24 protein-coding genes and 1 pseudogene are annotated in these 24,008 nt (G+C 63.8%); 16 read left to right on the top strand and 9 right to left on the bottom strand.

All coding sequences use genetic code 11. The annotated features are described in order from the left end of the window. Window positions 1-33: 33 nt before the first annotated feature. The 4 genes from CK227_RS02455 to CK227_RS02470 all read left to right on the top strand — a co-directional run bounded on the left by CK227_RS02455 (window position 34) and on the right by CK227_RS02470 (window position 4,037). Window positions 34-681, top strand: a complete 648-nt coding sequence (locus CK227_RS02455; RefSeq protein WP_095771350.1) for a hypothetical protein — start codon at window positions 34-36, stop codon at window positions 679-681. 31 nt (window positions 682-712) lie between these two features. Beyond that, window positions 713-1,447, top strand: a complete 735-nt coding sequence (locus CK227_RS02460) for a 16S rRNA (uracil(1498)-N(3))-methyltransferase (RefSeq protein WP_095771351.1) — start codon at window positions 713-715, stop codon at window positions 1,445-1,447. Between the two features lie 143 nt (window positions 1,448-1,590). Beyond that, window positions 1,591-2,964, top strand: coding sequence for a glutamate--cysteine ligase (locus CK227_RS02465; protein ID WP_095771352.1), 1,374 nt, complete (start codon window positions 1,591-1,593; stop codon window positions 2,962-2,964). Window positions 2,965-3,041: 77 nt separating this feature from the next. Then, window positions 3,042-4,037 (top strand): DUF937 domain-containing protein, encoded by a 996-nt coding sequence (locus tag CK227_RS02470; protein WP_095771353.1) that lies wholly within the window; start codon window positions 3,042-3,044, stop codon window positions 4,035-4,037. Between the two features lie 172 nt (window positions 4,038-4,209). Here CK227_RS02470 and CK227_RS02475 read toward each other — a convergent pair whose 3' ends face one another. Further along, window positions 4,210-4,500, bottom strand: a complete 291-nt coding sequence (locus CK227_RS02475; protein WP_095771354.1) for a DUF1127 domain-containing protein — start codon at window positions 4,498-4,500, stop codon at window positions 4,210-4,212. A 177-nt stretch (window positions 4,501-4,677) separates the two neighbouring features. Here CK227_RS02475 and CK227_RS02480 point away from each other — a divergent pair, with 177 nt between their 5' ends. Genes CK227_RS02480 through CK227_RS02490 form a run of 3 tightly spaced genes read left to right on the top strand, consistent with a single transcriptional unit; the run spans window position 4,678 to window position 8,390 of the window. After that, window positions 4,678-5,634 carry a LysR substrate-binding domain-containing protein gene (locus CK227_RS02480; RefSeq protein ID WP_095771355.1) on the top strand — a complete coding sequence of 319 codons (957 nt, stop codon included), beginning with the start codon at window positions 4,678-4,680 and terminating at the stop codon, window positions 5,632-5,634. Between the two features lie 51 nt (window positions 5,635-5,685). After that, window positions 5,686-7,251 carry an exodeoxyribonuclease VII large subunit gene (gene xseA, locus CK227_RS02485; RefSeq protein WP_095771356.1) on the top strand — a complete coding sequence of 522 codons (1,566 nt, stop codon included), beginning with the start codon at window positions 5,686-5,688 and terminating at the stop codon, window positions 7,249-7,251. 2 nt (window positions 7,252-7,253) lie between these two features. Further along, on the top strand, window positions 7,254-8,390 hold the full coding sequence (locus CK227_RS02490; RefSeq protein WP_095771357.1) for a P1 family peptidase: 1,137 nt from the start codon (window positions 7,254-7,256) through the stop codon (window positions 8,388-8,390). Window positions 8,391-8,449: 59 nt separating this feature from the next. Here the strand turns inward: CK227_RS02490 and CK227_RS02495 are convergent, their stop codons facing one another. From CK227_RS02495 to CK227_RS02505, 3 genes are all read right to left on the bottom strand, one after another. After that, entirely contained in the window at window positions 8,450-8,701 is a 252-nt protein-coding gene (locus tag CK227_RS02495) for a DUF768 domain-containing protein (protein ID WP_095771358.1), read from the bottom strand. Window positions 8,702-9,089: 388 nt separating this feature from the next. Next, on the bottom strand, window positions 9,090-9,779 hold the full coding sequence (locus CK227_RS02500) for an SDR family NAD(P)-dependent oxidoreductase (protein ID WP_095771359.1): 690 nt from the start codon (window positions 9,777-9,779) through the stop codon (window positions 9,090-9,092). 298 nt (window positions 9,780-10,077) lie between these two features. Further along, window positions 10,078-11,097, bottom strand: coding sequence for an isopenicillin N synthase family oxygenase (locus CK227_RS02505; protein ID WP_095771360.1), 1,020 nt, complete (start codon window positions 11,095-11,097; stop codon window positions 10,078-10,080). Window positions 11,098-11,619: 522 nt separating this feature from the next. Between CK227_RS02505 and CK227_RS02510 the strand changes: the two genes are divergently transcribed. Next, window positions 11,620-11,823 (top strand): hypothetical protein, encoded by a 204-nt coding sequence (locus CK227_RS02510; RefSeq protein WP_245318050.1) that lies wholly within the window; start codon window positions 11,620-11,622, stop codon window positions 11,821-11,823. A gap of 124 nt (window positions 11,824-11,947) precedes the next feature. Here CK227_RS02510 and CK227_RS02515 read toward each other — a convergent pair whose 3' ends face one another. Then, on the bottom strand, window positions 11,948-13,387 hold the full coding sequence (locus CK227_RS02515) for an FAD-binding oxidoreductase (protein ID WP_095771361.1): 1,440 nt from the start codon (window positions 13,385-13,387) through the stop codon (window positions 11,948-11,950). A 273-nt stretch (window positions 13,388-13,660) separates the two neighbouring features. Here CK227_RS02515 and CK227_RS02520 point away from each other — a divergent pair, with 273 nt between their 5' ends. Then, a complete protein-coding gene (locus CK227_RS02520) occupies window positions 13,661-14,137 on the top strand; it encodes a carboxymuconolactone decarboxylase family protein (protein WP_095771468.1) in 477 nt (158 codons plus the stop codon). Continuing rightward, entirely contained in the window at window positions 14,137-14,997 is an 861-nt protein-coding gene (locus CK227_RS02525) for a sigma-70 family RNA polymerase sigma factor (protein WP_095771362.1), read from the top strand. Before CK227_RS02520 ends, CK227_RS02525 begins: the two co-directional genes overlap by 1 nt. A 13-nt stretch (window positions 14,998-15,010) precedes the next feature. On the opposite strand, the gene uxuA is transcribed toward CK227_RS02525, so the two are convergent. Then, window positions 15,011-16,195 carry a mannonate dehydratase gene (uxuA, locus tag CK227_RS02530; RefSeq protein ID WP_095771363.1) on the bottom strand — a complete coding sequence of 395 codons (1,185 nt, stop codon included), beginning with the start codon at window positions 16,193-16,195 and terminating at the stop codon, window positions 15,011-15,013. 101 nt (window positions 16,196-16,296) lie between these two features. Between uxuA and CK227_RS02535 the strand changes: the two genes are divergently transcribed. Further along, entirely contained in the window at window positions 16,297-17,082 is a 786-nt protein-coding gene (locus CK227_RS02535) for an SDR family oxidoreductase (RefSeq protein WP_095771364.1), read from the top strand. Window positions 17,083-17,104: 22 nt separating this feature from the next. Here the strand turns inward: CK227_RS02535 and CK227_RS02540 are convergent, their stop codons facing one another. Then, entirely contained in the window at window positions 17,105-17,719 is a 615-nt protein-coding gene (locus CK227_RS02540; protein ID WP_095771365.1) for an alpha-ketoglutarate-dependent dioxygenase AlkB, read from the bottom strand. Between the two features lie 138 nt (window positions 17,720-17,857). Between CK227_RS02540 and CK227_RS02545 the strand changes: the two genes are divergently transcribed. The 5 genes and pseudogenes from CK227_RS02545 to CK227_RS02565 all read left to right on the top strand — a co-directional run bounded on the left by CK227_RS02545 (window position 17,858) and on the right by CK227_RS02565 (window position 21,750). Then, window positions 17,858-18,058 carry a KTSC domain-containing protein gene (locus CK227_RS02545; RefSeq protein WP_095771366.1) on the top strand — a complete coding sequence of 67 codons (201 nt, stop codon included), beginning with the start codon at window positions 17,858-17,860 and terminating at the stop codon, window positions 18,056-18,058. Between the two features lie 81 nt (window positions 18,059-18,139). Further along, entirely contained in the window at window positions 18,140-19,105 is a 966-nt protein-coding gene (locus CK227_RS02550; protein ID WP_095771469.1) for an SDR family oxidoreductase, read from the top strand. Window positions 19,106-19,116: 11 nt separating this feature from the next. After that, on the top strand, window positions 19,117-20,829 hold the full coding sequence (locus CK227_RS02555) for an HAD-IIB family hydrolase (protein ID WP_095771367.1): 1,713 nt from the start codon (window positions 19,117-19,119) through the stop codon (window positions 20,827-20,829). Between the two features lie 102 nt (window positions 20,830-20,931). Next, window positions 20,932-21,249, top strand: coding sequence for a plasmid stabilization protein (locus tag CK227_RS02560; protein ID WP_095771368.1), 318 nt, complete (start codon window positions 20,932-20,934; stop codon window positions 21,247-21,249). A 56-nt stretch (window positions 21,250-21,305) separates the two neighbouring features. Continuing rightward, a pseudogene (locus CK227_RS02565) lies at window positions 21,306-21,750 on the top strand (PPC domain-containing DNA-binding protein). Window positions 21,751-21,785: 35 nt separating this feature from the next. Here the strand turns inward: CK227_RS02565 and CK227_RS02570 are convergent. Both CK227_RS02570 and CK227_RS02575 read right to left on the bottom strand, forming a co-directional pair. After that, a complete protein-coding gene (locus CK227_RS02570) occupies window positions 21,786-23,048 on the bottom strand; it encodes a DUF763 domain-containing protein (RefSeq protein WP_095771369.1) in 1,263 nt (420 codons plus the stop codon). Between the two features lie 101 nt (window positions 23,049-23,149). Further along, complete coding sequence (locus CK227_RS02575) at window positions 23,150-23,758, bottom strand: isochorismatase family cysteine hydrolase (RefSeq protein ID WP_095771370.1); 609 nt, start codon at window positions 23,756-23,758, stop codon at window positions 23,150-23,152. Between the last annotated feature and the right edge of the window lie 250 nt (window positions 23,759-24,008).

Below are 24,008 nucleotides of genomic sequence, written 5' to 3' on the forward strand. Positions count from 1 at the left end.
ATTGCAGCCAAGATCGTATTCTGGGAGAGAACTATGCCACTGCAGAACCGGGTCGATCCGTTCGGCGCCATCCACGCCGTGCCCGAGCGCGGGCTGTTCACCGGCAATCGCGGCATCATCCACGATCCCGCGACCAAGACGCTGCTGAGGAAGCGCTGGGCGCTTCAGGCCTGGATCATCTGCGTATGCCAATTCCGCAATGTCCGGCGCGAGCCGATGGGCCGTAACAGGCCGGGAGGCAAGGCCGGCTGGACCGAGTTGTTCTTCCTCGACGAGGTGACGGCGCTGGCCGCCGGTCATCGGCCCTGCTTCTTTTGCCAGCGCGAACGGGCCAGGGATTTTGTCGGCCGCTTCGGCGAAGCCTTCGGCATTGCCGAGCCCCGCGCGCCACAGGTCGACAAAAGGCTGCACAAGGAGCGGCTGGCGTCGGGTGGCAAACGCCCTGCTGTGGCGATGCATGAGCTGTCCAGCCTGCCCGACGGCGCGGTGGTGGGCACCGGCGGCAACGCCTATGCCGTGCGTCACGGCAAGGCGTTGCGTTGGTCCTTCGCCGGATATGGCCCACCCGCCGGTCTTGGCCAGCTGGAAGACAATGCGCTTGTGCTGCTGACCCCCGGGACAACGCTTGCCGTCCTGAGGCATGGCTTTCGTCCGGTGTGGCATCCGTCGGCCGAGGGTTGACGCCAGCCACCGGCTCGCTCATTCCTCGGCGATGCGCGCCAATTACAAGATGCAACGTCTGTTCGTGCCTGACGCCCTCGGGCCGGATGCCGAGTTCGATGCCGACCAACAGCAGAGCCATTATCTCATGCATGTGCTGCGGCTTGGCGAAGGTGCCGAAATCCTGCTGTTCAATGGCCGCGACGGCGAATGGTCGGCGGCCATCGCGGCGAAGTCGAAGAGGGCAGTCAAACTCAAGGTCTTGGCGCTGCAACGGCCACAGCCACCCCTCCCCGATCTCATCTATTGTTTCGCGCCGCTGAAGCAGGGCCGGCTCGACTATCTCGTGCAGAAAGCGGTCGAGATGGGCGCCGGCGTCCTGCAGCCTGTCATCACGCAGCACACGCAAGTGGCCAAGCCGTCCATCGATCGGCTGCGGGCCAATGTCGTCGAGGCCGCCGAGCAATGCGGCATCCTGGCGGTTCCAGAAGTGCGAGAGGCGGAAAAATTCGAACGCCTGCTGACCGGCTGGGACAAGGAAAGGCGGCTGGTCTTCTGCGACGAGGACGCCTCGACCAACAATCCGCTGCCTGCCCTGCAGGCCGTAAAGGAGAAGAAGCTCGCGCTGCTGGTCGGGCCGGAGGGCGGCTTTTCCGATGACGAGCGCAAGATGCTGCGCGCCCTGCCCTTCGTGACCGCCATTCCGCTCGGCCCCCGCATCCTGCGCGCCGACACGGCGGCGGTGGCCGCACTTGCGGTGATGCAGGCAACTGTCGGAGACTGGTAGGACGCGATGTCTTGCAAGAGGCCGCCCGGTTCGTGGCCTTCAATTCCTCTTGACCTGTGGCTCAGGATTTTTCGCTTGATCGGCTACTGACATTTCGTCCATTTACCGCCGGCGGTCACCCGACCGTCTCTGAGGGCACAGCGATGGCGCGCGACACAACCGATTTCCGGCCGATCGAAGGCGTCGACGAACTCGTCGACCACCTGGCCGAGGGCAACAAGCCGCGCGACAAGTGGCGCATCGGCACCGAGCACGAGAAGTTCCCCTTCTATGTCGATGGCAACGCGCCTGTGCCCTATGGCGGCGAGCGCGGCATCCGCGCCATCCTCGAAGGCATGCAGTCAAAGCTTGGCTGGGATCCGATCATCGACGACGGCCGCATCATCGGCCTGGTCGAACCGACCGGCCAGGGCGCGATCTCGCTCGAGCCCGGCGGCCAGTTCGAGCTTTCCGGCGCGCCGCTGGAAACCATCCATCAGACCTGTCGCGAGGGCAATGCGCATCTGGCGCAGGTGCGCGAGATCGCCGAGCCGATGGGCATCCGCTTCCTCGGGCTCGGCGGCAGCCCGAAATGGTCGCTGGCCGAAACGCCGAAAATGCCGAAGTCGCGCTATGAGATCATGACGCGTTACATGCCCAAGGTCGGCACCAAGGGCCTCGACATGATGTACCGCACCTGCACGATCCAGGTAAATCTCGACTTCGAGAGCGAAGCCGACATGCGCCGCAAGATGCAGGTGTCGCTGAAGCTGCAGCCGCTGTCGACGGCGCTGTTCGCCAACTCGCCCTTCACCGAAAGCCGGCCGAACGGTTTGCAGAGCTGGCGCGGCGACATCTGGCGCGACACCGACAACCAGCGCTCGGGCCTGCTCGAATTCTGCTTCTCGCCCGATTTCGGCTTCGCCGACTATGTCGAATGGGCGCTCGACGTGCCGATGTATTTCGTCATCCGCGACGGCCACTATCACGACATGACGCACATCACCTTCCGCCAGTTCATGGCCGGCGCCGCGCGCAACGAAGTGCCAGACGGCCTGCCGACGATGGGCGACTGGGCGAACCACCTGTCGACACTGTTCCCCGATGTGCGGCTGAAGCGTTTCCTCGAAATGCGCGGCGCCGATGGCGGCCCGTGGCGGCGCATCTGCGCGCTGCCGGCCTTCTGGGTCGGGCTGCTCTACGACGAGGCGGCACTCGACGCAGCCGAGGCATTGACCTCGAGCTGGACATACAAGGAAGTGCTGGCGATGCGCAACGCCGTGCCCGAACTCGGCATTGCCGCGCCCTTCCGCAACGCCACGCTGCGCGAGATCGCGCGCGATGTGCTGGCCATTTCGCGCACCGGGCTGAAGAACCGCGGCAAGAAGAACCGCGACGGCTATGACGAGACCTCGTTCCTCAACACTTTGGACGAGGTGGTCGCGCGCGGCACGACCAGCGCCGAGGAGATGCTTTCGGCCTACCACACGCGCTGGGGTGGCTCGATCGAGCCGGTGTTCATGGAATACGCCTATTAAGCCAGCGGCAAAAGCCGCTTCAATCGACCGTTGAAACGAATTAGGCTCCCTTCCGAGGAATTCAGGAGGAGACGCCGATGCCCACCTTGTTCGACATGCTGGCGCAGGCCCAGAACGGCAACGGCATGCAGGCCCTTGCCCAGCAATATGGGCTTTCAATGCAGCAGACACAGGCAGCAGTCGCCGCCCTGCTGCCGGCCTTTTCGCAGGGGTTGCAACGCAACACCGCCGATCCTTACGGGCTTGGCGCCTTCATGACGGCGATGGCAAGCGGCCAGCACGCCAAATATTTCGAGGACGCGACCCGGGCCTTCTCGCCGCAGGGCGTCGACGAAGGCAACGGCATTCTCGGACACCTGTTCGGCTCGAAGGACCTGTCGCGCGCCGTCGCCAGCCAGGCGGCGCAAGCGAGTGGCGTCAGCCAGCAGATCCTGCAGCAGATGCTGCCGGCGATCGCCTCGATGGTGATGGGTGGACTGTTCAAGCAGACGACAAACCAGATGCAGGCCGCCGGCGGTTTTGGCGGCGGCAGCAACCCTCTCGGCGAGATCATCGAGCAGATGATGCGGCAGGGCGGCATGCAGGCTCCGGCGCCACAACAACGCCAGGCACCGCAGCCCCAGAACCCGATGGACAACCTGCTCGGCAAGGTCTTGCAGGACATGTTCGGCGGGCAAAGCCAGCCGCAGCCGGCACCCAATCCCTATGGCGACAATCCGTTGGGGAAGGTGCTGCAGGATATGTTTGGTGGCGGCACGCCGCAGCCGCAGGGCCGGGCGCAGCCGCAGCAGACGCAAAGCCCCTACGGCGACAATCCGCTGGGAAAGATCTTCGAGGAGATGCTGCGGCAAGGTGGCGGGGGCGGATTTGGCGGCGGACAGCCGGCGCCGCAGCCGCAGGCACCGCAGCAGCGCCAGGCGCCGCCGCAGACCAACCCGAGCGGCCGGCCAAGAAACCCGTTCGACGATCTGTTCGGCAAGATGTTCGAGACCGGCGCCCAGCAGCGTGACGACTACCAGAAGGGCGTGGAAACGATCTTCGACCAGTTCAAGCGGGACATGGACCGGCGCTAGGCTCCAAACCAAGAGCCCTTTCCGAGCAAGCCAGAAAAGAAAAGCCCGGTCCTTGGGAGGACCGGGCAACGTGCAGGCAGGCCGGCGGGGAACCGGCAGGGAGTGGGGGAGCCTGCATAATCCTTGGTCGCGCTGAGCCCTGAAAAGGTTCAGCAGGACCGAAATCAGCCGATCAGGCCACCTTGCGGTCGATGTCCTCGATCGTTTCGACGCGATCACTGGCGATTTCGCGCAGGATCGCCGTCGGGTCACGACCGAACGGCACGTCGATGGCGACATGCAGGTCGGCGCGCGTCAGGCCGATATCGGCGAGTTCGGCGTCCGACATCTCGCCAAGGCGGTAGAAGGCGCGACGGTTTTTCCAGGCGCGGTAGATATTGAAGACGGTATTGGCCACGCGCGTCGCAACGGCCGGACGCGAGGTGATGCGCGAGGTCTCGGTGGCGAAATCGATCGTGGTCATGTCGGTCTCCTTCAGTCTCGAACACACAAAGCCAAGCAGTCGGCGCTGGCGACAGCGGCCGTTCCGGCTTCGATTCACATGCCTTCATGTGGATGTCAGCAATTTGCCATCGGCCGATTGATTAATCCAACGAATGTTTTTAATCTTTACCATCAACACCAGTGATGGATCACGCCAATGAAAGCGCCGCTCGATCTCGATCAGTTGCAAACCTTCATTTCGATCGCCGATACCGGCAGCTTCACGCGGGCGGCAGAAGAGGTGCACCGGACCCAGTCGGCGGTGTCGATGCAGATGCGCCGGCTGGAGGAGCGGATCGGCAAGCCGCTGTTCGAGAAGGAGGGGCGCTCCAACAGGCTGACGGAGGAAGGCGACAAGCTTCTCTCCTATGCAAGACGGCTGCTCTACCTCAACCGCGAAACGCTCGCCGCCTTCGACGACCAGCGGCTCGAAGGCACGATCCGCATCGGCACGCCGGACGACTATGCCGACCGCTTCCTGCCCGAGATCATGGCGCGCTTCACCCGCTCCAACCCACGCGTCGAGCTGACGGTCATCTGCGAGCCGACACCGGGGCTGGTCGAGCATATCAAGCGCGGCAATCTCGACCTCGCGCTGGTGACGCACAATGACGTGCGCGGCCAGTCGGAAGTGGTGCGGCGCGAACCGCTGCTGTGGGTCACCTCGGCCAATCATGCGACGCATGAACAGGAGACGCTGCCGATGGCCTTTGGCCGGCCGAATTGCATCTGGCGGCGCGCCGCCGTCGATGTGCTGGACCAGCAGAACCGCGACTATCGCATCCTGTTCACCAGCTTCTCGGCGACCGTCATCACCGCCGCCGTTCTGTCGGGCCTGGCGATCTCGGTGCTGCCGGAATGCGCACTCAGGCCCGGCATGCGGGTGCTGGGCGAAGCCGACGGCTTCGGAACCCTGCCCGACTGCCGCATCGGCATCATGCGCGGCCAGACCTCGCGGCCGGAGATCGTCGATGCGCTCGCCCGCCACATCTCGGAGAGCCTGGACAACATCTCGGTGCCGCTCGTCGAAGAGGCCGGGACATTCGATTTCGCGGCACTTGCCTACGCCAAGATCAGGCGGACCAAGGCGAACCAGATCCTGCCGGGCTGGTAGGAAGGATCGTGGCGCCTTGACGCGGGGCGCCAACCAGCCCCCAATCGGCCGATGAGCGAAGCAGCATCCGAATCACGCACCAACGCCACCGAATACACGGTGAGCGAGATCTCCGGCGCGCTGAAGCGCACGGTCGAGGACGTCTTCGGCAATGTGCGGGTGCGCGGCGAAATCTCGGGCTATCGCGGCCCGCATTCCTCCGGCCATGCCTATTTCGCGCTGAAGGACGACCGTGCCCGACTCGACGCCGTGGTGTGGAAAGGCACGATGAGCCGGCTGAAATTCCGCCCCGAGGAAGGGATGGAGGTGATCGCCACCGGCAAGCTCACCACCTATCCCGGCAAGTCCAACTACCAGATCGTCATCGACAATCTGGAGCCTGCCGGCGCAGGCGCGCTGATGGCGCTGCTGGAGGAGCGCAAGCGCCGGCTGCAGGCGGAGGGGCTTTTCGATGCCGGCCGCAAACGCCGGCTGCCCTTCATGCCGCGCGTCATCGGCGTCGTCACCTCGCCGACCGGCTCCGTCATCCGCGACATCATCCATCGCATCAAGGACCGCTTTCCGCTGCATGTGCTGGTCTGGCCGGTGCGCGTGCAGGGCGATACCGCGAGTGCGGAAGTGACCAATGCCGTCACCGGCTTCAACGCGCTGACCTGGGACGGTTCGATCCAGCGCCCCGATCTCTTGATCGTGGCGCGCGGCGGCGGCAGCCTCGAGGACCTCTGGGGCTTCAACGACGAGGCGCTGGCCCGCGCCGTTGCGGCCTCAGGCATTCCGGTGATTTCCGCTGTCGGCCACGAAACCGACTGGACATTGATCGACCTCGTCGCCGATGTGCGGGCGCCGACACCGACGGGCGCGGCCGAAATCGCCGTGCCGGTGAAGGCCGACCTCGAAGCGACGCTGGCCAGCCTTGGCGCGCGGCTCAAGGCGGCGGTGCTGCGCAATTTCGAACGCAAGCGGCAGGCCGCGCGCGCGGCGGCACGCGCACTGCCCTCGCCCGATCAATTGCTGGCGCTGCCGCGCCGGCGCCTCGACGAGGCGACATCAAGGCTCGGCCGCGGCCTGTCCGTCAGCGTCGATCGCAAGCGGGCGCGTCTCCAGGCCCAGAGGTTGACGCCGGCCACGCTGTCGCGACGCATCAACGAGGCGCGCACGCTGACCGGGCGTGACCTTGCTCGCGCGCAGGCGGCGTTCTTTGCCATTGTGCGCGAATGTCGCGCGCGCTTCGCGCGCACTGCGACGCGGCTGTCGCCGGCGCCGATCGCGCGCCGGCAAAAACTGCAGGCCGACACGCTGGCGGCGCTCGCCAGGCGGCAGGATCGGGTCATCTCGCTGCGCCTTGAGCGCCTGCGCGGCCAGTTGAGCCAGGCCGAACGCCTCTTGACCACGCTTTCGCACAAGGCCGTGCTCGCGCGCGGCTTCGCGCTGGTGAAGGATGCCGACGGCGCCGTCATCAAGCAGGCGGCTGACGTGGCATCGGGGATGGCGCTTTCGCTGGAGTTCGCCGACGGGACGGCGGACGCGGTGGCAACCAGCGGCGCAGCGCGGCCAAAGCCGGCAGCCAGGCCGGCGGCCAAGGCGAAAGAACCCGGCAATCAGGGGTCGCTGTTCTGACCATGACCGACAATCCGCACCATCTGGCCACGCCGAGCGGCAAGCCGCGCGCACGCAGCTTCGGCATCGGTTTCGACGGAACGCCCGGGCCGTTCAACGCAATCACCGACGTGCCCGGTGTCGCGGTCGGCTATGCGACGCTGATTTCAGGCGACGGGCCGCTCGTCGTCGGCAAGGGGCCGGTGCGCACCGGTGTCACGGCGATCCTGCCCAGACCGCGCGCCGACTTGGCTACACCGGTCTTCGCCGGCATCTTCAGCCAGAACGGCAATGGTGAGCTGACCGGCTCGCACATCATCGAGGAAACCGGCGCTTTCAACTTCCCTATCACCATCACCAACACGCATTCCTGCGGTGTTTCGCGTGATGGCACGCTGCGCTGGATGCAACGCGTACTGCCTATCGCGGTCGACAGCGCCTGGGGCCTGCCGGTGGCGGCGGAGACCTATGACGGGTTTCTCAACGACATCAATGGCCACCATTTGACATCAGAGCACGTTGCCCAGGCACTCGATGGCGCAACCGGCGGCCCGGTCGAGGAAGGCAGCGTCGGCGGCGGCACCGGCATGATCACTTTCGGCTTCAAGGCCGGCTCGGGCACCGCGTCGCGCATCATAGGGTGGCAGGGAAATTCCTACACGGTCGGCGCCTTCGTGCAGTCGAATTTCGGCAAGCGGCGCAATTTCACCGTTCGTGGCCTGCGCGCCGGATCCGAACTCGCGGAGCCCGCGATCCGCGAAGGCACGCCGCGCGCCGAAAAGGGTTCGATCATCGCCGTTGTCGCCACCGATGCGCCGTTCCTGCCGCACCAGATGAAGCGGCTGGCACGCCGGGTGCCGCTGGGCGTCGCGATGACCGGCGGCTTTGGCTATCACAGTTCGGGCGACATCTTTCTCGCCTTCTCGACAGCCAATCCTGCCGCCGCACTTGCGCCGTCGGGCCGGATCGCCAAGGCCGATTTCATTCCCGATACAGACATCGATCCCTTCTTCGATGCGGTGATCCAGACGGTGGAGGAATCGATCCTTAACGCCCTGGCCGCCAATGACGACATGACCGGGCGCGACGGCAATTTCGTGCCGGCGCTGCCGAAGGCGTGGGTCAAAGAGAAATTCGGGCTGAAAGAAACGTTCGGCTGAGACGACAACGCGGGCCGAAGGGCCCGCGCATTCAGATAACAGAGAGTTCCGGGTAAAATCTATTCCGCGGCCTTGCTGACCGCATGCTGGTCCTCGTCGGCCTCGGCGGCCTCCTCGAGCCGGGAGGCAATGAGTTCCTGGATGTCGCCGACTTCTTCCTGGATATCTTCCAGGGGAATACCGACTTCCGCAGCCTTGGCGGCACATTCCCTGGCCAAGGTCTCAGCCTGCTTGTCGATCCTGGCCTGGGACTGGCAATGGACCTTTTCGCCGATCCATCCCCGCAAGAACTCGATCGCGTGTTCACTCATACTGCTGTTCCCTGGCGGCAAAGCCGTTGGTAATCATAAACGTCGGCATCCCGCAAAGGATGCATCCTCCCATTCCAGCCGAGTCGCGGCCAGCCGGCAAGTCAATGCCGTGCAGGGTCCACAGAGCCGAAGGAAATCGAGGATTCAAGCACATTTCTGATTCTGGAGGGTTGCTTCCGTGAGCTGGATCAATCCAGCTTCGCGCCACTGTTTCTATTTGCTTTTCCGGTTTTCCAGCCGATTTTTCGTCACAAATGATGGCGCAATGCGTAACACATTTTTACAGTCGCTCCGGAGGCTGCGCTTGGCGCGCCGGTCGAAGCCGCCGCTATATAGTGATATCCCCATGCAATGTCGACTCCCGGAACGTCGCACCTCGCCAGCCCCTTCAGAAGGTCTCAACCCAGGGCCTGAGCTCCATCTCCCAGGTCCAGGCGCTGCGGTGCTGGCGATGAATGGAGAGATAGGCCTCGGCGATCGCGTCCGGGGACAGCCGGCGATCCTGCGGGCCGGACTCCTGTCCGGACGTGGCCGAAGCAATGGCGCCATCGATGATGAAATGCGCGACGTGGACGTTCTTCGGCGCCAGTTCACGGGCCATGGACTGGGCCAGCCCGCGCAAGCCGAATTTTGGCATGGCAAAACCGGCGGAGCCGGCGAACCCCTTCACGCTGGCCGTCGCGCCGGTGAAAAGGATCGAGCCCGATCCTCGCGCGACAAGCCGGCGAGCCGCCTGCTGGCCAACCAGGAACCCGCCATAGGCGCCAACCAGCAAAGCCTGACGGACGGCCTCGGGATCGAGTTCGGCTATTGGTCCGCGGGCGCGTCCGCTGGCGTTGAAAATCACCAGCGAGAGCGGACCGGCCTTGTCGGCGACATCGAACAGGTGCTCCACCGACGCGGCATCGGAAACATCCGTTGCCACGGCCTGCGCGCCGGTCTCGGCCTGCAAGGCACCAAGCTTCTCAATGTTGCGGGCGGCCAGAACGACGCTGAACCCTTCCTTCGCGAGGAGGCGCGCCAGCGAGGCGCTCAAGCCGGAACCCGCACCGGCGATAATTGCGACATTGGATGTCATGAAACCTCTCCTTCTTTCCACGGGACCGCGGTCGATGGCTGGCGAATGAGCTGCGGTGAACTTGCCGGATCAGCGCGGCGACGGCAACGCGCAACGTGGCTAGAAAAAGGCCGGGCGCGAAACCGGCCCGGCCAAAAAGAAGGTCATAACCTTCAGAGGGGAACACCGCTCGGCGAAATGGGAGGAAAGCACCGAACGGATTTTGCTCTTTTGAACCGATTCGCGGACAGATACGACGAATTGTTTTCCAAAGATCGGGCAGAACGGCGAAAATCCTGTCCTTTCTTACGGAGGAAGGTCAGCCAACCCGGCTTTCCCCTTCGAGCAGATCCGCATAATGGCGCCGAGCGACGTCGGGATGCGAGCGTAGCCGGCTTTTCAGCACATTGGTTCCGACATCGCGAAACAGCGGATTGTCCGGATCGCTGGCCGGCCCGCGTGCCTGTGCCGCCAGTTCCTCGGAAAGGCCAAGCAGCGGGATCGTCGCATCGAGCCTGGCACTGAAGAAGAACGGCACCGAAATGCGCTCGACGCCGGCGGGCGGCGTCACCACGCGATGCACGGTCGCGCGCAAATAGCCGTTGGAGGCCAGTTCGAGCAATTCGCCGATGTTGACGACGAGCGTGCCGGGGATGGGGTCCACATCCACCCAGCTGCCGTCATAATCGACCTGCAGCCCCTTATTGTCATCCTGGAGCAGCAGTGTCAGGAAGCCACCATCCTTGTGCGCGCCGACACCCTGGTCGCCATCGGTTGCATCACGGCCGGGGTAGCGCACGATCTTCATGCGATGGTTGGGCTCGCTGCTGTAGATCGGATCGAAGGCATCCTCGGGCTGATCGAGCGATTGCGCGAAGGCTTTCAGCAGCCGGATCGCCACGGCCGTCACCTTGCTCTGCCAGGCAAGCAGAGCCGGTTTGAGATCCGGCAGCGCCGCGGGCCACTGGTTCGGTCCCTGCAGCCGCGTCCAGGCGGGAATTCCCGGCCCTTGCGCGATTGCCTGGCGTTCGACGCCGATGTCGAGTTGCTCGCGCCAGTCCTCCTTGCCCTTGGTCAGTTCGCCGCCGGCGCGGGTGTAGCCGCGAAACTGCGAGGACTTGACCATCTCGATCGCCAGCTTGTCGGCCTTCGGCAAGGCAAAGAACTGGCGCGACGCGGTGAGCACCTCGCTGATCTCCGCCCAGGAGATGCCATGCCCGGCCAGATAGAAAAAGCCGATGTCGCGCGACGCGGAACGAAGATCCGCTAGAAATGTCCGGCGTTCCGACGCGCCTTGTTCAAGACGGCTCAGATCGAGCACAGGCACTATTCTGGGCATATCAAGCTCCTTTCCCAGTGCTTTCCGGATGTTGTTTGAAAATTCCGTCCGAAAAACCCAGCCGATTAAACATGCAGGCACTTTTTGCGCGACCCTAACCGCCATCATTGCGCGCTAGTCTTATCGACTTCGGATGGCCGGGAAAGGAACGATCGGCCCTTAGGCGCTGCCGTGACGAACAATTTTTCCATTCGCAGGGACAAGCGGATGATGAGCGCGGTCCGAAGGAATTCAGGCGAAGCGGGGCCGCTCCGCCTCGCTCGGCGGCTGCTTCGATGGCACCGTCCTTTCAGCCCGCAAGTACAAGGCAGAAGGGCGAAATCGTGCCTGTCATTCGGCGATTTGATTGGGCCACATCACGGCAACAGTCCGCCGTAATATCAAACACTATTGGCAACCACCTTTCAGCTACCCGTTCCTGTCGAATTGAGAGCTATTGTCTCGAGGGCGATTGTCCAGACCGGCGTTAATCGCTTTGGTCCCGTTCCCTGAGGGGCCGATCGCTCAAGAGGAGATCGCGAGATGCGGCTCGGGCCGGCCAACGTGCCCTATGTGATCAGCCGCGACGCCGACTACGCCGTGCCTGTCCATGGCGACGATCGGGGCATCCCCGCCGTCCTCGTCGAGATCCGGCAGGATTTGCTGGCGAACCGGGCCGGCATCGAGGAGTGGGCGAACCGGCTGGCGGCGGCGCTGCCCGCGCACGAAACGGAGACGGTTTCGTGAGGACCAGCGCCTGACGCTGTGGCAGCCCATCTGAACTGAGCCGCGGAAGAGCCAGACCCATGGCCATGCGAAAGCCCGCGCCTGTAGCGGAGGCGCGGGCTTTCGTCACTGCCATGCGGGCGGCTCAGGCGGCCCGCCGGCTTTGTTTCGGCCACAAATTCTGGTTCATGCGGAACAGGTTCAGCGGGTCATAGAGCTGCTTGATCTCCAGAAGCCGCTGGTAATTGCCGCCATAGGCCGCTTCCACCCGGTCGACCTCGTCCTCAGGCATGAAGTTCACATAGGCTGTGCCGGCGGCATAGGGCTTGGCCGCCTCATAGAGGCCGCGCGCCCAGCCGATGCAAGCCCTGTCCATTGCCGGTTCGCGCCAGCGGGCATGGACATTCATGACGAAGTGCGAGCTGCGTTGCGGAAACGCCGTCGCGTTCTGCGCCACACGGCCCGCCGCACCGCCGACATGGCCGATGAATATCTCGCATTCCGGGCCAGGAAGCTCACGTATCGCTTCGGTGACGACCTCAGCTGCCCTGTCGGAGAGCTCGGTGAAGTCATGGCTCTTCCAGTAGTTGCGGGCGCCGGGGGCGAGCAATGGGTCGAATGCCTGCTGCCAGCCGGCGAACGGGTTGGGGCCGACGACATCGGCTATCGGCGAACCGATGGCGCGAAGCTTCTTCGTCGCCTTTTCTCCCGCCTGGAGATCACCGCAATAGCACATGGCCAGCACCAGAACATCCTTGCCATGCCACTCGGCCGGCAGGAAGGGCAGTGGCGGCGCTTGGCGCATGACCACCCAGCAGGTCAGTTCGTCGGGCGCTGTTTCGAGCGCGTTGCGATACTCCTCCAGCACCTTCTCGGCGTCGGCGAAAGGATGCACGACAAGCCCAGACAGAACCTGCGGACCCATCTGGTGGAGCTGAAACTCGAATGCCGTGACAATGCCGAAATTGCCGCCGCCGCCACGTAATGCCCAGAACAGGTCCGGATTTTCCGTCTGGCTGGCGCGCAGCAACATGCCGTCGGCGGTGACCACATCGGCGGAGACAAGATTGTCGATTGTCAGGCCGAATTTGCGGGTGATCCAGCCAAAGCCACCGCCCAGGGTCAGGCCTGATATGCCGGTGGTCGAATTGATGCCGGTCGGCACCGCCAGCCCAAAGGCCTGCGTTTCGCGGTCGACATCGGCGAGCGTGGCGCCGGGTCCAACCCATGCCCGCCGTGCGGCGGGATCGACCCGCACCGACTTCATCGGCGACAGATCGATCATCAGGCCGCCATCGCAGACGGCGCTGCCGGCAATGTTGTGGCCGCCGCCGCGCACGGAGACGAGAAGCCTGTTTTCCCTGGCGAAATTTACGGCACGGATGACGTCGGAGGCGCCCACGCAACACACGATCACCCCGGGGCGCCGGTCGACCATGGCATTCCAGATGGTGCGGGCCTCGTCGTAGGCTGCGTCCCCCTGCTGAAGCAGTGTGCCGCGCAATTGTGCCGAAAGCGTTTCGATGGTTGCGGCGTCGATTGTCGTCTTGCCGCGATCAAGCGTGGTGAGGCTCATGGTGTTCATGGTTTCCTCCCGATTTGCTTATGAGCCGATCTCCTTCAAACGCCTTCAATTCTGCTCTTATGTTAGACATCGCGCAAGTTACGCCAGACGGTGAGCCGCCGCTTGGCGCGCATCAAGGGCGGTGACCAGTCGAAGGTCGCTTGGCCGACGCCGCGAAGCATTCCGGAGCAACTGAGGGGAACGATGCATAGCGGACAAAAAATCCTGGCAGGCATGTCACACTGGCAGATGCTGCCTCGTCATGCGGTCGGCACCAACAGAAGGAAGCCCACCATGACCGCAAAAATCGACCTCTTTGCCGCCGCCCCTTCGCTGATGAAGAACTGGCAGCGATCCTCGATCGAGCTCTCCGCCGCCGCCAGTCTCGAGCACAGCCTCACCGAACTGGTGAAGCTGCGTGCCTCGCAGATCAATGGCTGCGCCAACTGCATCAATCTTCACGCCACAGAAGCGCGCGAGAACGGGGAAACCGAGCAGCGCATCTACCTTTTGCCCGCCTGGCGTGAAGCGCCCTGCTACAGCGACCGCGAACGCGCCGCACTCGGCTGGACCGAGGCCTTGACCCGGCTCTCGGAAGGTACCAGCCATGCAAGCGCCTATGATGCGTTGAAGGCGCATTTCACGGAGGAGGAGCAGATCAAGCTTACCTTGACGATCAACATCATCAACGCCTGGAACCGCATCGCCGTCGGTTTCGGCCTGTATGCCGACCCGGCTGCCGTGAAGGCCGCCCGGGTGGCCGCGGTCTGATGACTAGCTCAGCGCCCGACGACGACGCCGCGGCGGGCTTCGGCCCGCTGCGTCCAAAGCTCATGCGTGTCGCCTACCGCATGCTGGGCTCGGTGTCGGACGCCGAGGATGCCGTGCAGGAGGCCTTCATCCGCTGGATGAAGGCCGACCGCAGTGCCGTCCGCGAACCCGAGGCATTCCTGCGCCGCACGGTGACGCGGCTGTGTCTCGACCAGCTCAAATCCGCGCGGCACAAACGCGAGACCTATGTCGGCCCCTGGCTTCCCGACCCCGTTGTGGACGAGGACGAGGTGGAGGACGTAACCTTGCCGCTGATGCTGGTGCTGGAGCGCCTGTCTCCGCTCGAGCGTGCCGCCTTCCTGCTGCACGATGTGTTCGGGCTCGGGTTCGACGAGGTCGCGGCCGCCATCGAGCGCGACCCGGCGGCCTGCCGCCAGCTCGCGGCCCGGGCGCGTGGCCATGTCCGCGAGGCGCGGCCCCGTTTCACGGTAGAAAGGCAACGCGGCCTGGCGCTGGCCGAGGCCTTCTTCACGGCCTCGCGCAACGGCGACATGAAGGCGCTTGGCGCCATGCTGGCGACCGATGTCATCGCCCATGCCGACGGTGGCGGCAAGCGCCCGGCGGCCACGCAGCCGGCCCTGGGCTTGGATGCCGTCATGAGACAGTATGAACAGGTCGCCGCCTGGTTGCGCACGCATGGCTCGAAGCTTGTCCGCGTCGGTTTCATCAACGGATTGCCGGGGTTCGTCACCCTGGAAGCCGATGGCGAATTCCAGACCACCGCACTCGACATCGAGGATGGGAAGATCGCGGCGATCTACGTCGTGCGCAATCCCGACAAGCTCAGGCACCTGCATTGAGGTGCCTGGCTGGTCACGGCAGCCCGAGCTGCTCGACCGCACGCATGATGCCACGCAACTCGGCGAGGCCTTTCAGCCGGCCGATCAGCGAGTAGCCGGGATTGATCTTCTTCTTGCCGATGTCGTCGGCGAGCAGGTGGCCATGGTCCGGCCGCATCGGGATGCGCCAGTCGGCACGGCCCTCCTTGCGACGACGTGCCTCCTCCTGCATCAGAGCGAGGATGACATGCGCCATGTCGGTCCCGCCCTCGAGATGCTCGGCTTCATAGAACGACCCGTCCTCCTCGATCGTGATGTTGCGCAGATGGACGAAATGGATGCGGTCGGCGAATTCCTTGACCATGGCGACGATGTCGTTGTCGGCGCGCGTGCCGTAGGAGCCGGTGCAGAAGGTCAGCCCATTGGCCGGGCTGTCGACGGCGCTGAGGATGAAGCGAGCATCCTGCGCGGTCGAAACGACGCGCGGCAGGCCATAGAGCGAAAAGGGCGGGTCGTCGGGATGGATGCACATGCGCACCCCCTCCCCTTCGGCGACCGGAATGATCTCGCGCAGGAACCAGGCGAGGTTGTCGCGCAACTCCTTAGGCCCAATCCCATCATACTCCGTCAAAGCCTCGCGGAAACTGTCGCGGTCATACTTGCGCTCGGTTGCCGGCAGACCGGCGATGAGGTTGCGCTCGATCTGATCGACCTGCTCTGGCGTCAACGCCTTCAGCCGCTTCTCGGCTTCGGCGATCCGCGCCGGCGTATAGCTGGCGGCGCCGTTCTTGCGCTGCAGCACGAAAAGGTCATAGGCGGCAAAATCGATGGCGTCGAAACGCAAGGCATAGCCGGTAGTCGGCAGGCGATACATGAGGTCGGTGCGCGTCCAGTCCACCACCGGCATGAAATTGTAGCAGATCGTTTTGATACCTGCCTTGGCCAGCGTGCGGATGCTGTCGCGATAGTAGCCGGCGTAGCGCTCGCGTTCCGGCGCGCCGATCTTGAAGGAATTGTGGACCGGGATGCTCTCGACCACCGACCATGTGAGGCCGGCGGCCTCGATGATCCGTTTGCGCTCGAGCACATCGGCTTCGGGCCAGGCCCTGCCATCGTAGATGTGGTGAAGCGCCGAAACCACGCCGGTGGCACCGGCCTGCCTGACATGATCGAGTGTCACCGGATCATCCGGACCATACCAGCGCCAGCACTGTTCCATTGCAACTGTCCTTTTTGCGAGAGACCGGCAACCTATTGTTTGACTACGATGAGTGTCAAACTCAGAACCGGGTTTTTGTTGCGCATGAAGGAGCTCCTGCGATGAAGGATTTCGACGGCAAGGTGGCATTGGTGACGGGGACTACCGGCATCGCGCTCGCCACCGCGAGGCGGCTGGCGCAGGGAGGTGCGGCGATCGTCGCCTGCGGCATCGACAGAGCCGCCAATGCCGCCATGCAGGAAAGCCTTGCCAAGGCCGGAGCGGATGCGCTGGTGCAAACGGTCGACGTGTCCGTTTCCGATCAGGTTCGCGACGCGGTAGTCGCCGGCGTCGTGAAATTCGGCGGCATCGACATCATCGTCAATTCCGCTGCGGTCCATCCCTACGGGACCGCGACGACGACCGATTGGGAAACCTGGAACCGGGCAATGACGGTCAATGTCGGCTCGATCTACCTGACCGCCCATTTCGGCATTCCGGAAATGATCAAGCGCGGCGGCGGCGCTATCGTCAACGTCGCCTCGGTGCAAGGCTTCGCCTGTCAGCAGAACGTTGCCGCCTATGCCACGACCAAGGGCGCCATCCACACGTTGACGCGCTCGCTGGCACTCGATTACGCGGCAGCAGGCATAAGGGTGAATTCGGTCAGCCCCGGCTCGATCCGCACGCCGATCCTGGAAAAGGCCGCGCGTGGCGACCACGGCAGCGACGCCGATGTCGAGGAAGCTTACAAGCGCTTCGGCGCTGCCCATCCGCTTGGCCGCATCGGCGAGCCGGAGGAAGTGGCGGAGCTCATCGCTTTCCTGTGCTCGTCAAAAGCCGGCTTCTGCACCGGCGCCGATTACAGGATCGACGGCGGCCTGACCGCCGGCATTGGCGTCAAGTAGAGCCTCGGCGATCGGCTTGGCCTCAGGGGTTTCGAGACCGCAGTGTCCGCAAGGTGATCGAGTAGCGATGCTCGGCAAGCGGCGGGATGCTGTGCTCCCACTCCGTGCGCGAAGGTCCCGTCATGAGATAGGCCGATCTTGGCTCGACGACGATGGTCCGGCGCTCCCACCCGTCACCGCTCTTTCGCCGCAGCCGGAAACTGCAGGGCGCCAGCAGCGAGATGCCGGCGACATCCTCGAAATGCGGCTTGTCGCGATGCCAGCCGATACCGGCGCCAGGCCGGTATTCATTGATCAGCACCTGCGCGAAAGCCTCGACAGGCCGGCGCGCAAGGGCCGCGACCTTGTCGCGCACAGGCAGCAGGAAGTCTGGGATCGGCAGCGCCTCGACCACTTCGCGCCGGTCATAATCGTAGCGCAGACCAAACCCGACGACACGCCGGTTTGCCAGATGGCCATGGAAATCGAACGCCTGGAACGGCAGTCCCTCGAGATGCCGGGCAAGCTCTGTCTCTTCCTGCTGCGTGATGAATCCGGGCTGATAGGCAAAGCCCTCCGGCAAATCCTCGGCGTCACCAAAGAGGTCATGCTGGAATGCCAGGGCCCGGCCGGTTGCTTTCGATTTGAGGCGTGACATCCCGCCTAGATGGTAAGGGCGGAGCAGCAGGGCAATACGAGCGGCGCCTCGGCGGTTGATGGATGATGCGATGAATGACGACTGGGAACCGGAACCACGCCTGGCGGATTTATCTAGCTGAGCAGTCAGGTAGCCAACATGCCGTCGACCGCGATCCGAAGCACACAATACGATCCCGCGACCAGAATCCTCTCCGTCTGGTTCGTGCCGAGCGGCCATCGCTACGACTATGCGGAGGTTGCCCCGGCAACCTATGCCGCTTTCAGGAAAGCTGCCTCGAAAGGCCGCTTCTTCAATGAATTCATCAGGGATCACTACAGCTACCGCCGTGTGGCATGACGCGGGCGGCATGATCGTCTTTTTTGCGCAAACCTTTTCGTCCGACGCGCGTTGTTCCTCCTCGAAGCCGAGGAGAGAGCCATGCAGAGCAGGACAGCCAGCGAAGCCGCCAAGCAGCGTCGCATCCAGCGTGGCATCGATGCCAGGGACAAATCGAAAGGCAACGGCAAGGGCCAACACGCCATGCAGGCAGGCGCCCGAAAATACCCCGAGCCACCCTTTCCCGAGCAACATCATCCCAAGCCGGGGGATGAATGGGCGATCGAACCGGCGCCGCTCTACGATGCGCCCTTCTACCTCGGATCGAAAAAGCTCGAAGACAAGGTCGCTCTCATCACGGGCGGCGATTCCGGCATCGGCCGTTCGGTGTCGGTTCTGTTCGCCCGCGAGGGCGCCGACATTGCGATCGTCTATCTGGCCGAGGACAGGGATGCCAAGGCGACAAAGTCCGCCGTCGAGGCGGAGGGACGGCGCTGTATCCTGGTGAAGGCCGACGTCAGCGAACGCGACGAATGCCGCAACGCGGTGGCGCAAACGGTCAAGGCATTCGGCCGCATCGACGTGCTGGTCAACAATGCGGCATTCCAGATTCATTCAAGCGAGTTCGCAGAACTGACCGAAGAGCATTTCGACACGACGCTGAAGACCAACCTCTACGGCTATTTCCATATGGCACAGGAAGCCGTCCCGCATATGAAGCCGGGCTCGGCCATCATCAACACCGGTTCGGTCACCGGCATCGACGGGTCGAAGGCGCTGGTCGACTACTCCATGACCAAGGGCGGCATCCATGCCTTCACCCGCGCCCTCTCCGGCAATCTCCTCGGCAAGGGCATCCGGGTGAACGCGGTTGCACCGGGTCCGGTATGGACCCCGCTCAACCCTTCGGACAAGGAGGCCGGTGACGTTTCGAAGTTCGGCGCGGACACACCGATGAAGCGGCCGGCGCAGCCGGAGGAACTCGCACCGGCCTATGTGTTTCTCGCCTCGCCACATTGCTCGAGCTACATCACCGGCGAGATATTGCCCGTGGTCGGCGGCTACTGAGGTCCAATGCAATGTATTTCATCGCATTGGCGACGGATTACGACGGCACGCTGGCGCATGACGGGATCGTCTCGAAGACGACCCTTGCCGCGCTGGAGCGGTTCAAGAAAAGTGGCCGCAAGCTGGTGCTCGTCACGGGGCGCGAGCTGCCCGACCTCAAACGCGTCTTTCCCGAGATCGGCCTTTTCGACAAGGTGGTCGCCGAGAACGGAGCGCTGATCTACACGCCGGCCAGTGAGGAAGAGCGGGTGATCTCACCTTCGCCGGAAACCGAATTCGTCTCCAGACTGAAGAAGCAGGGCGTCAAGCCGCTTTCCGTCGGCCGGTCGATCGTCGCGACCTGGGAGCCGCATCAGACGACCGTGCTCGAAACCATCAAGAAGATGGGGCTCGAACTGGAAATCATCTTCAACAAGGGCGCGGTGATGATCCTGCCGAGCGGCATCAACAAGGCCACCGGGCTGGCCGCGGCGCTGCAGGATCTCCGGCTGTCGCCACACAATGTGGTCGGTGTCGGCGACGCCGAGAACGACCATGCCTTCCTGAAGGCTTGCGGCTGCAGCGTCGCCGTCGACAATGCAATTCCCGCGGTCAAGACCACAGCGGATCTGGTCACGCGTGGCGCACGCGGGAAAGGCGTGGAGGAACTGGCCGACAGGCTGATCAAACGCGATCACGACATCCTGCCAAGGCGGCATGACGGCATCGTGCTGGGCTCCGCCGGCGGCGACGAGATCTACCTGTCGCCAACCGACACGATCCTCATCGCCGGCAGCTCCGGCATCGGCAAGTCCACCCTGGCCACCGCGCTGACGGAACGCTTCGTCGAGAGCGGGTTTCAATTCTGCATCTTCGACCCCGAAGGCGATTATGACGGCCTCGAAGGCGCCGTGCGTCTGGGCGACGGCTCGAGCGCGCCGACCAAGGCGCAAGTGCTGGACCTCATCGAGAAAGCCGATAGTAATGTCGTCATCAATGGATTGGCGCTGCGCGTCAATGAACGCCCAGATTTCTTTGCCGACCTGCTGCCCGGCCTAGGCAGTTTTCGACGTCGAACGGCCAGGCCGCACTGGCTTGTCATCGACGAAGCGCACCATCTTCTGCCCAAGCGGCGTGATGATACGCGCGCGATCCTGTCCCTGGAATTGCCGGGCACGGTGCTCATCACAGTGCATCCCGAAGCGATCTCGACCGACGCGCTGCGCCTGGTGACCGCCATCATCGCCCTTGGCCCCAAGGCAAAGGGTGTTGTCAAGGCCTACTGCAGCGAGACCGGCATCGACCCGCCAAAGGACATGGCCTCGCCCAAGGGCGAGCGCGTGCTGTTCTGGCGACCGCAGAAACGCAAGAAGATCGCCATGGTCAAGGTCATCGAGCCGCGTCAATCCCTCAAGCGGCACAGCCGCAAATATGCCGAGGGGCAACTCGACGAGGCGGGCAGTTTCTATTTCCACGGCCCCGACGATGCGATGAACCTCAGGGCCCATAATCTGATGATTTTCGCTCAGATCGCCGAGGGCATCGACGATAGGACCTGGCAGTTCCACCTGCGTGCCGGCGACTATTCCAAATGGTTCCGCAACCAGATCAGGGACAAGGATCTGGCGCGCGAAACCGCCGAGGCGGAGAACGATAAAAAGCTCTCCGCCGAGGAGAGCCGCAAGCGTGTGCTTGATGCAGTGCGCCGCCGCTACACGGCTCCCGCCACGGCACCGGAAGACTAGCGCGCAACGCGTCTGCTTTGTCTGTTCATGAGCTTTTCAGGCATCGGTTGGAACTCACCCGGCGGCTTCACGTTCAGACCCTGTTCAACAGGAGATACGGCCATGCCACGAGGCGACAAATCGAAATACACCGACAAGCAGGAGCGCAAAGCCGACCACATTGCGGAAGGCTATGAGAAGCGCGGCATCTCCGAGAAGGAGGCCGAACGCCGCGCCTGGGCCACGGTCAACAAGGATGATGGCGGCGGCAAGAAGGAAGGCGGCTCCGGGCGCGGCAAGCACACCGGCCACCCGGCAGCACACAAGGGCGGCAAGAGCGGCGGCAAGGCGTCAGCCGCACGCCCGGCTGCAAGTCGGTCGGAATCGGCGAGGAAGGCCGCGGCAACGCGCAAGCGGAATGCCGAGCACCATGCCCATTGACGCCGACGAACACCCTTTGGTCCGTCCTGAAAGACCAACATGATGAGGGCACAGGCATGAAATCGCGGCTCGTCAACGAGGCCGGCGGACAGCGAACATTTGTCGTGGTGCTCGACCCCGGCGAAGAAGCGTTCGGCACGCTGACCGCCTTCGCGATCGATCAAGCAGTCGACAGTGCTTCGCTGACAGCGATCGGCGCCTTTGAAAGAGCGATCGTGGGCTGGTTCGACCCCAATGCGAAGACCTACCGCAAAATCCCGATCGACGAACAATGCGAAGTTCTGAGCGCCATTGGCGATGTGGCGCTGGGCGATGACGGCAAGCCCAGTCTCCACGTTCATACGGTGTTGGGATTGAGCGACGGCACGACCCGGGGCGGACACCTGCTCGAGGCCATGGTTCGACCGACGCTGGAAGTGAACTTTGGTGGAGGCGCCCGGCCATCTGCGCCGTAGCAGGCGTCCGGAATTGGGCGTTGCGTTGATCGACCTGGACGGTTGATTTCGAGCCCGACTGCGGAGTTCAGCCTGCACCCGTCATGCCTTCTTGTCCAACTCCGCCGGTGCCTTGTCCGGCGGCGGCTCCCAGCCAAAGACGCTGCGGCCGCCAAGCAGGTGCGACTGGTCGAATTCGCCGGCAACGATTTCCTTCAGGCTGGGGCCGGTGACATATCGTTCGACCTGCCGCGACTGATCGTCGAGCCGCCGCAGCGCGCCGATTTCCTCGTCGCGGCCAAGCCTGGCTTTCTGCACCGCGGACTTCAGCACGCCGATCGTCTCGTCATAAACCTTGAGCGGAACCGGGAACGGGTGCCTGTCCTTGCCGCCATGGGCGAGTGAGAACCGGCCCGGATCCGAAAACCGGCACGGCGCGCCATGCACCACTTCGGCGACCAGCGCCAACGCGCGCACCGTGCGCGCGCCCACGCCAGGAACCAGGAGAAGCTCGGAAAAATCCGCCGGGCCACGTTCGGCGGCAGCGGCCATGTTGCCATGCAGGCGGCGCATGACGATATCGCTTTCGCGCACATCATGGTGAGCCGGCATGATCAGATGCGGCAGCATCGGCTGTTCCGGAGCCGCCGCTGTACCGGCATCCAGGGCAGCGAATTCGCGCAGGATGCGGTCTGGGCCGAGGTCCTGGAGCAGGTCCAGCTGTCCCTGGCGCGAGGCCTCGGCACGGCGGTCGGTCAGGTTGACGATCTCGCCCTGGTTGGCGCCCTCGATGGCGGCGTGCGGCTGATCGACGAAACTCTTCAAACCTTCGGACAGCCAATGGTAGCGGCGCGCCACCTTGCTGTCGCCGTTCATGCCTTGCTGCACCACCACCCAGTCGCCGTCGTCGGTGACGATGAAGCCGTGCAGATAGAGGTCGAACCCATCCTGGACGGCGGCACTGTCGACCTTGGCGACAAGCCGGCTGACGGTTGCCAGGCGCTGTCCGTCGAAGCCGATGCGCTCGCCGATGGCGGCCAGCTCATGCGGAGTTTTGCGCGAATGGGCGCCACGGCCGCCGCAGACATGAATGCCGAGTTCGCCCGACAGCGGCGTCAGACCGCGTTTCAAGGCGCCGACGACGCTGGTCGTGATGCCGGACGAGTGCCAGTCCATGCCCATGACAGCGCCGAAGGACTGGAACCAGAAGGGATGCGCCAGCCGCCGCAGCAGCTCGTTGCGGCCATAGTGATGGATGATCGCCTCGCACATCACGGCGCCAAGCCGCGTCATGCGGTCGCCGAGCCATTTCGGCACGCGACCGCCGTGAAGTGGAAGATCAGCACTGCCCGATCGTTGCGCCAATTCCGTTGCCCGTTCCGATGTCTGTCTTGTCTCGACAGATAGGTATCCGAGCCCGCGCGAAGAAGCACCTGATGCTTCTGCCTCCTCGACGCTGGTGACATTCAAGTCCAGTTCGAAAGAACCGTCTCCATCTCGACCGTTTCGACCTGCTGCGCGAAACGTTGGTGATAGACGGTGAGCAGGGCGTCATGGGTCGCATCGGAAGAACTGCACAGCGCGTCCGTGACGAGAACCACGCGATAGCCGAAATCGATCGCGCCGAGCACCGTGGCCAGAACGCACACGTCGGTTTCACCGCCGGTGATGACCAGCGTATCGATCTCATGTTCCATCAGAAAGGCTCGCAGACGGCCTTCAAACCAGGGCGAATAAATATGCTTGTCGATGACCGCCGCCGGCGGGCAGTAAGCGGCCAATGCCGGCAACAACTCGACCAATTCCGGACCGATATTGTCGATCGCCATCGAAGACCAGCGCTCATAGTAGCGCCTCCATGTCCCGACACCCTGCCCCGCCCTCCGCGCGGGCAGGAAGCGCGTGAAGACCGTCTGTTCTGCCCGTCTTTCAACGAGCCTCACAATCTGGGGGAGGACACGCGTGATCCAGGGCGTCGCCCACGGCGACGGTTCCGCAAACAGCCGCTGCATATCCACGCAGACATGCATGCACCCGTGACCCAACGGCCCATATGCCAAGCCCGGCACCGACATCAAAGAATACCCAGCTGGCGGTGTCTTCTCATGGACTTCTCCCATTGTCGTCCAGGACATGGGAACGCCATAAGCGAGGACTCGTTCCTGGGTGGGCCGGCGGCAACCAACGCGATTGGTCAACCGCGTTCAGCCGGTGGATCGCCGCTCAGCCCGACCTACGACGCATCGCCCAACCAAGGAGCGATGCATGTCGGCGCGTTCGACGATCCGGCCTCGTTACAGCCCCACTGCAATTATGGATCAGGCC

This window comes from Mesorhizobium sp. WSM4308, assembly GCF_002294905.1.
GTDB lineage: Bacteria > Pseudomonadota > Alphaproteobacteria > Rhizobiales > Rhizobiaceae > Mesorhizobium.

Bases quoted from the DNA above. Each gene is read 5' to 3' on its own strand.
- xseA (WP_095771356.1), top strand. From the start codon at position 5,686: ATGAGCGAAGCAGCATCCGAATCACGCACCAACGCCACCGAATACACG.
- CK227_RS02470 (WP_095771353.1), top strand. From the start codon at position 3,042: ATGCCCACCTTGTTCGACATGCTGGCGCAGGCCCAGAACGGCAACGGC.
- CK227_RS02505 (WP_095771360.1), bottom strand. From the start codon at position 11,097: ATGCCCAGAATAGTGCCTGTGCTCGATCTGAGCCGTCTTGAACAAGGC.
- CK227_RS02550 (WP_095771469.1), top strand. From the start codon at position 18,140: ATGCAGAGCAGGACAGCCAGCGAAGCCGCCAAGCAGCGTCGCATCCAG.
- CK227_RS02525 (WP_095771362.1), top strand. From the start codon at position 14,137: ATGACTAGCTCAGCGCCCGACGACGACGCCGCGGCGGGCTTCGGCCCG.
- CK227_RS02560 (WP_095771368.1), top strand. From the start codon at position 20,932: ATGCCACGAGGCGACAAATCGAAATACACCGACAAGCAGGAGCGCAAA.
- CK227_RS02500 (WP_095771359.1), bottom strand. From the start codon at position 9,779: ATGACATCCAATGTCGCAATTATCGCCGGTGCGGGTTCCGGCTTGAGC.
- CK227_RS02540 (WP_095771365.1), bottom strand. From the start codon at position 17,719: ATGTCACGCCTCAAATCGAAAGCAACCGGCCGGGCCCTGGCATTCCAG.
- uxuA (WP_095771363.1), bottom strand. From the start codon at position 16,195: ATGGAACAGTGCTGGCGCTGGTATGGTCCGGATGATCCGGTGACACTC.
- CK227_RS02455 (WP_095771350.1), top strand. From the start codon at position 34: ATGCCACTGCAGAACCGGGTCGATCCGTTCGGCGCCATCCACGCCGTG.
- CK227_RS02460 (WP_095771351.1), top strand. From the start codon at position 713: ATGCGCGCCAATTACAAGATGCAACGTCTGTTCGTGCCTGACGCCCTC.
- CK227_RS02465 (WP_095771352.1), top strand. From the start codon at position 1,591: ATGGCGCGCGACACAACCGATTTCCGGCCGATCGAAGGCGTCGACGAA.
- CK227_RS02575 (WP_095771370.1), bottom strand. From the start codon at position 23,758: ATGTCGGTGCCGGGCTTGGCATATGGGCCGTTGGGTCACGGGTGCATG.
- CK227_RS02520 (WP_095771468.1), top strand. From the start codon at position 13,661: ATGACCGCAAAAATCGACCTCTTTGCCGCCGCCCCTTCGCTGATGAAG.
- CK227_RS02545 (WP_095771366.1), top strand. From the start codon at position 17,858: ATGCCGTCGACCGCGATCCGAAGCACACAATACGATCCCGCGACCAGA.
- CK227_RS02480 (WP_095771355.1), top strand. From the start codon at position 4,678: ATGAAAGCGCCGCTCGATCTCGATCAGTTGCAAACCTTCATTTCGATC.
- CK227_RS02475 (WP_095771354.1), bottom strand. From the start codon at position 4,500: ATGACCACGATCGATTTCGCCACCGAGACCTCGCGCATCACCTCGCGT.
- CK227_RS02535 (WP_095771364.1), top strand. From the start codon at position 16,297: ATGAAGGATTTCGACGGCAAGGTGGCATTGGTGACGGGGACTACCGGC.
- CK227_RS02510 (WP_245318050.1), top strand. From the start codon at position 11,620: ATGCGGCTCGGGCCGGCCAACGTGCCCTATGTGATCAGCCGCGACGCC.
- CK227_RS02490 (WP_095771357.1), top strand. From the start codon at position 7,254: ATGACCGACAATCCGCACCATCTGGCCACGCCGAGCGGCAAGCCGCGC.
- CK227_RS02555 (WP_095771367.1), top strand. From the start codon at position 19,117: ATGTATTTCATCGCATTGGCGACGGATTACGACGGCACGCTGGCGCAT.
- CK227_RS02515 (WP_095771361.1), bottom strand. From the start codon at position 13,387: ATGAACACCATGAGCCTCACCACGCTTGATCGCGGCAAGACGACAATC.
- CK227_RS02495 (WP_095771358.1), bottom strand. From the start codon at position 8,701: ATGAGTGAACACGCGATCGAGTTCTTGCGGGGATGGATCGGCGAAAAG.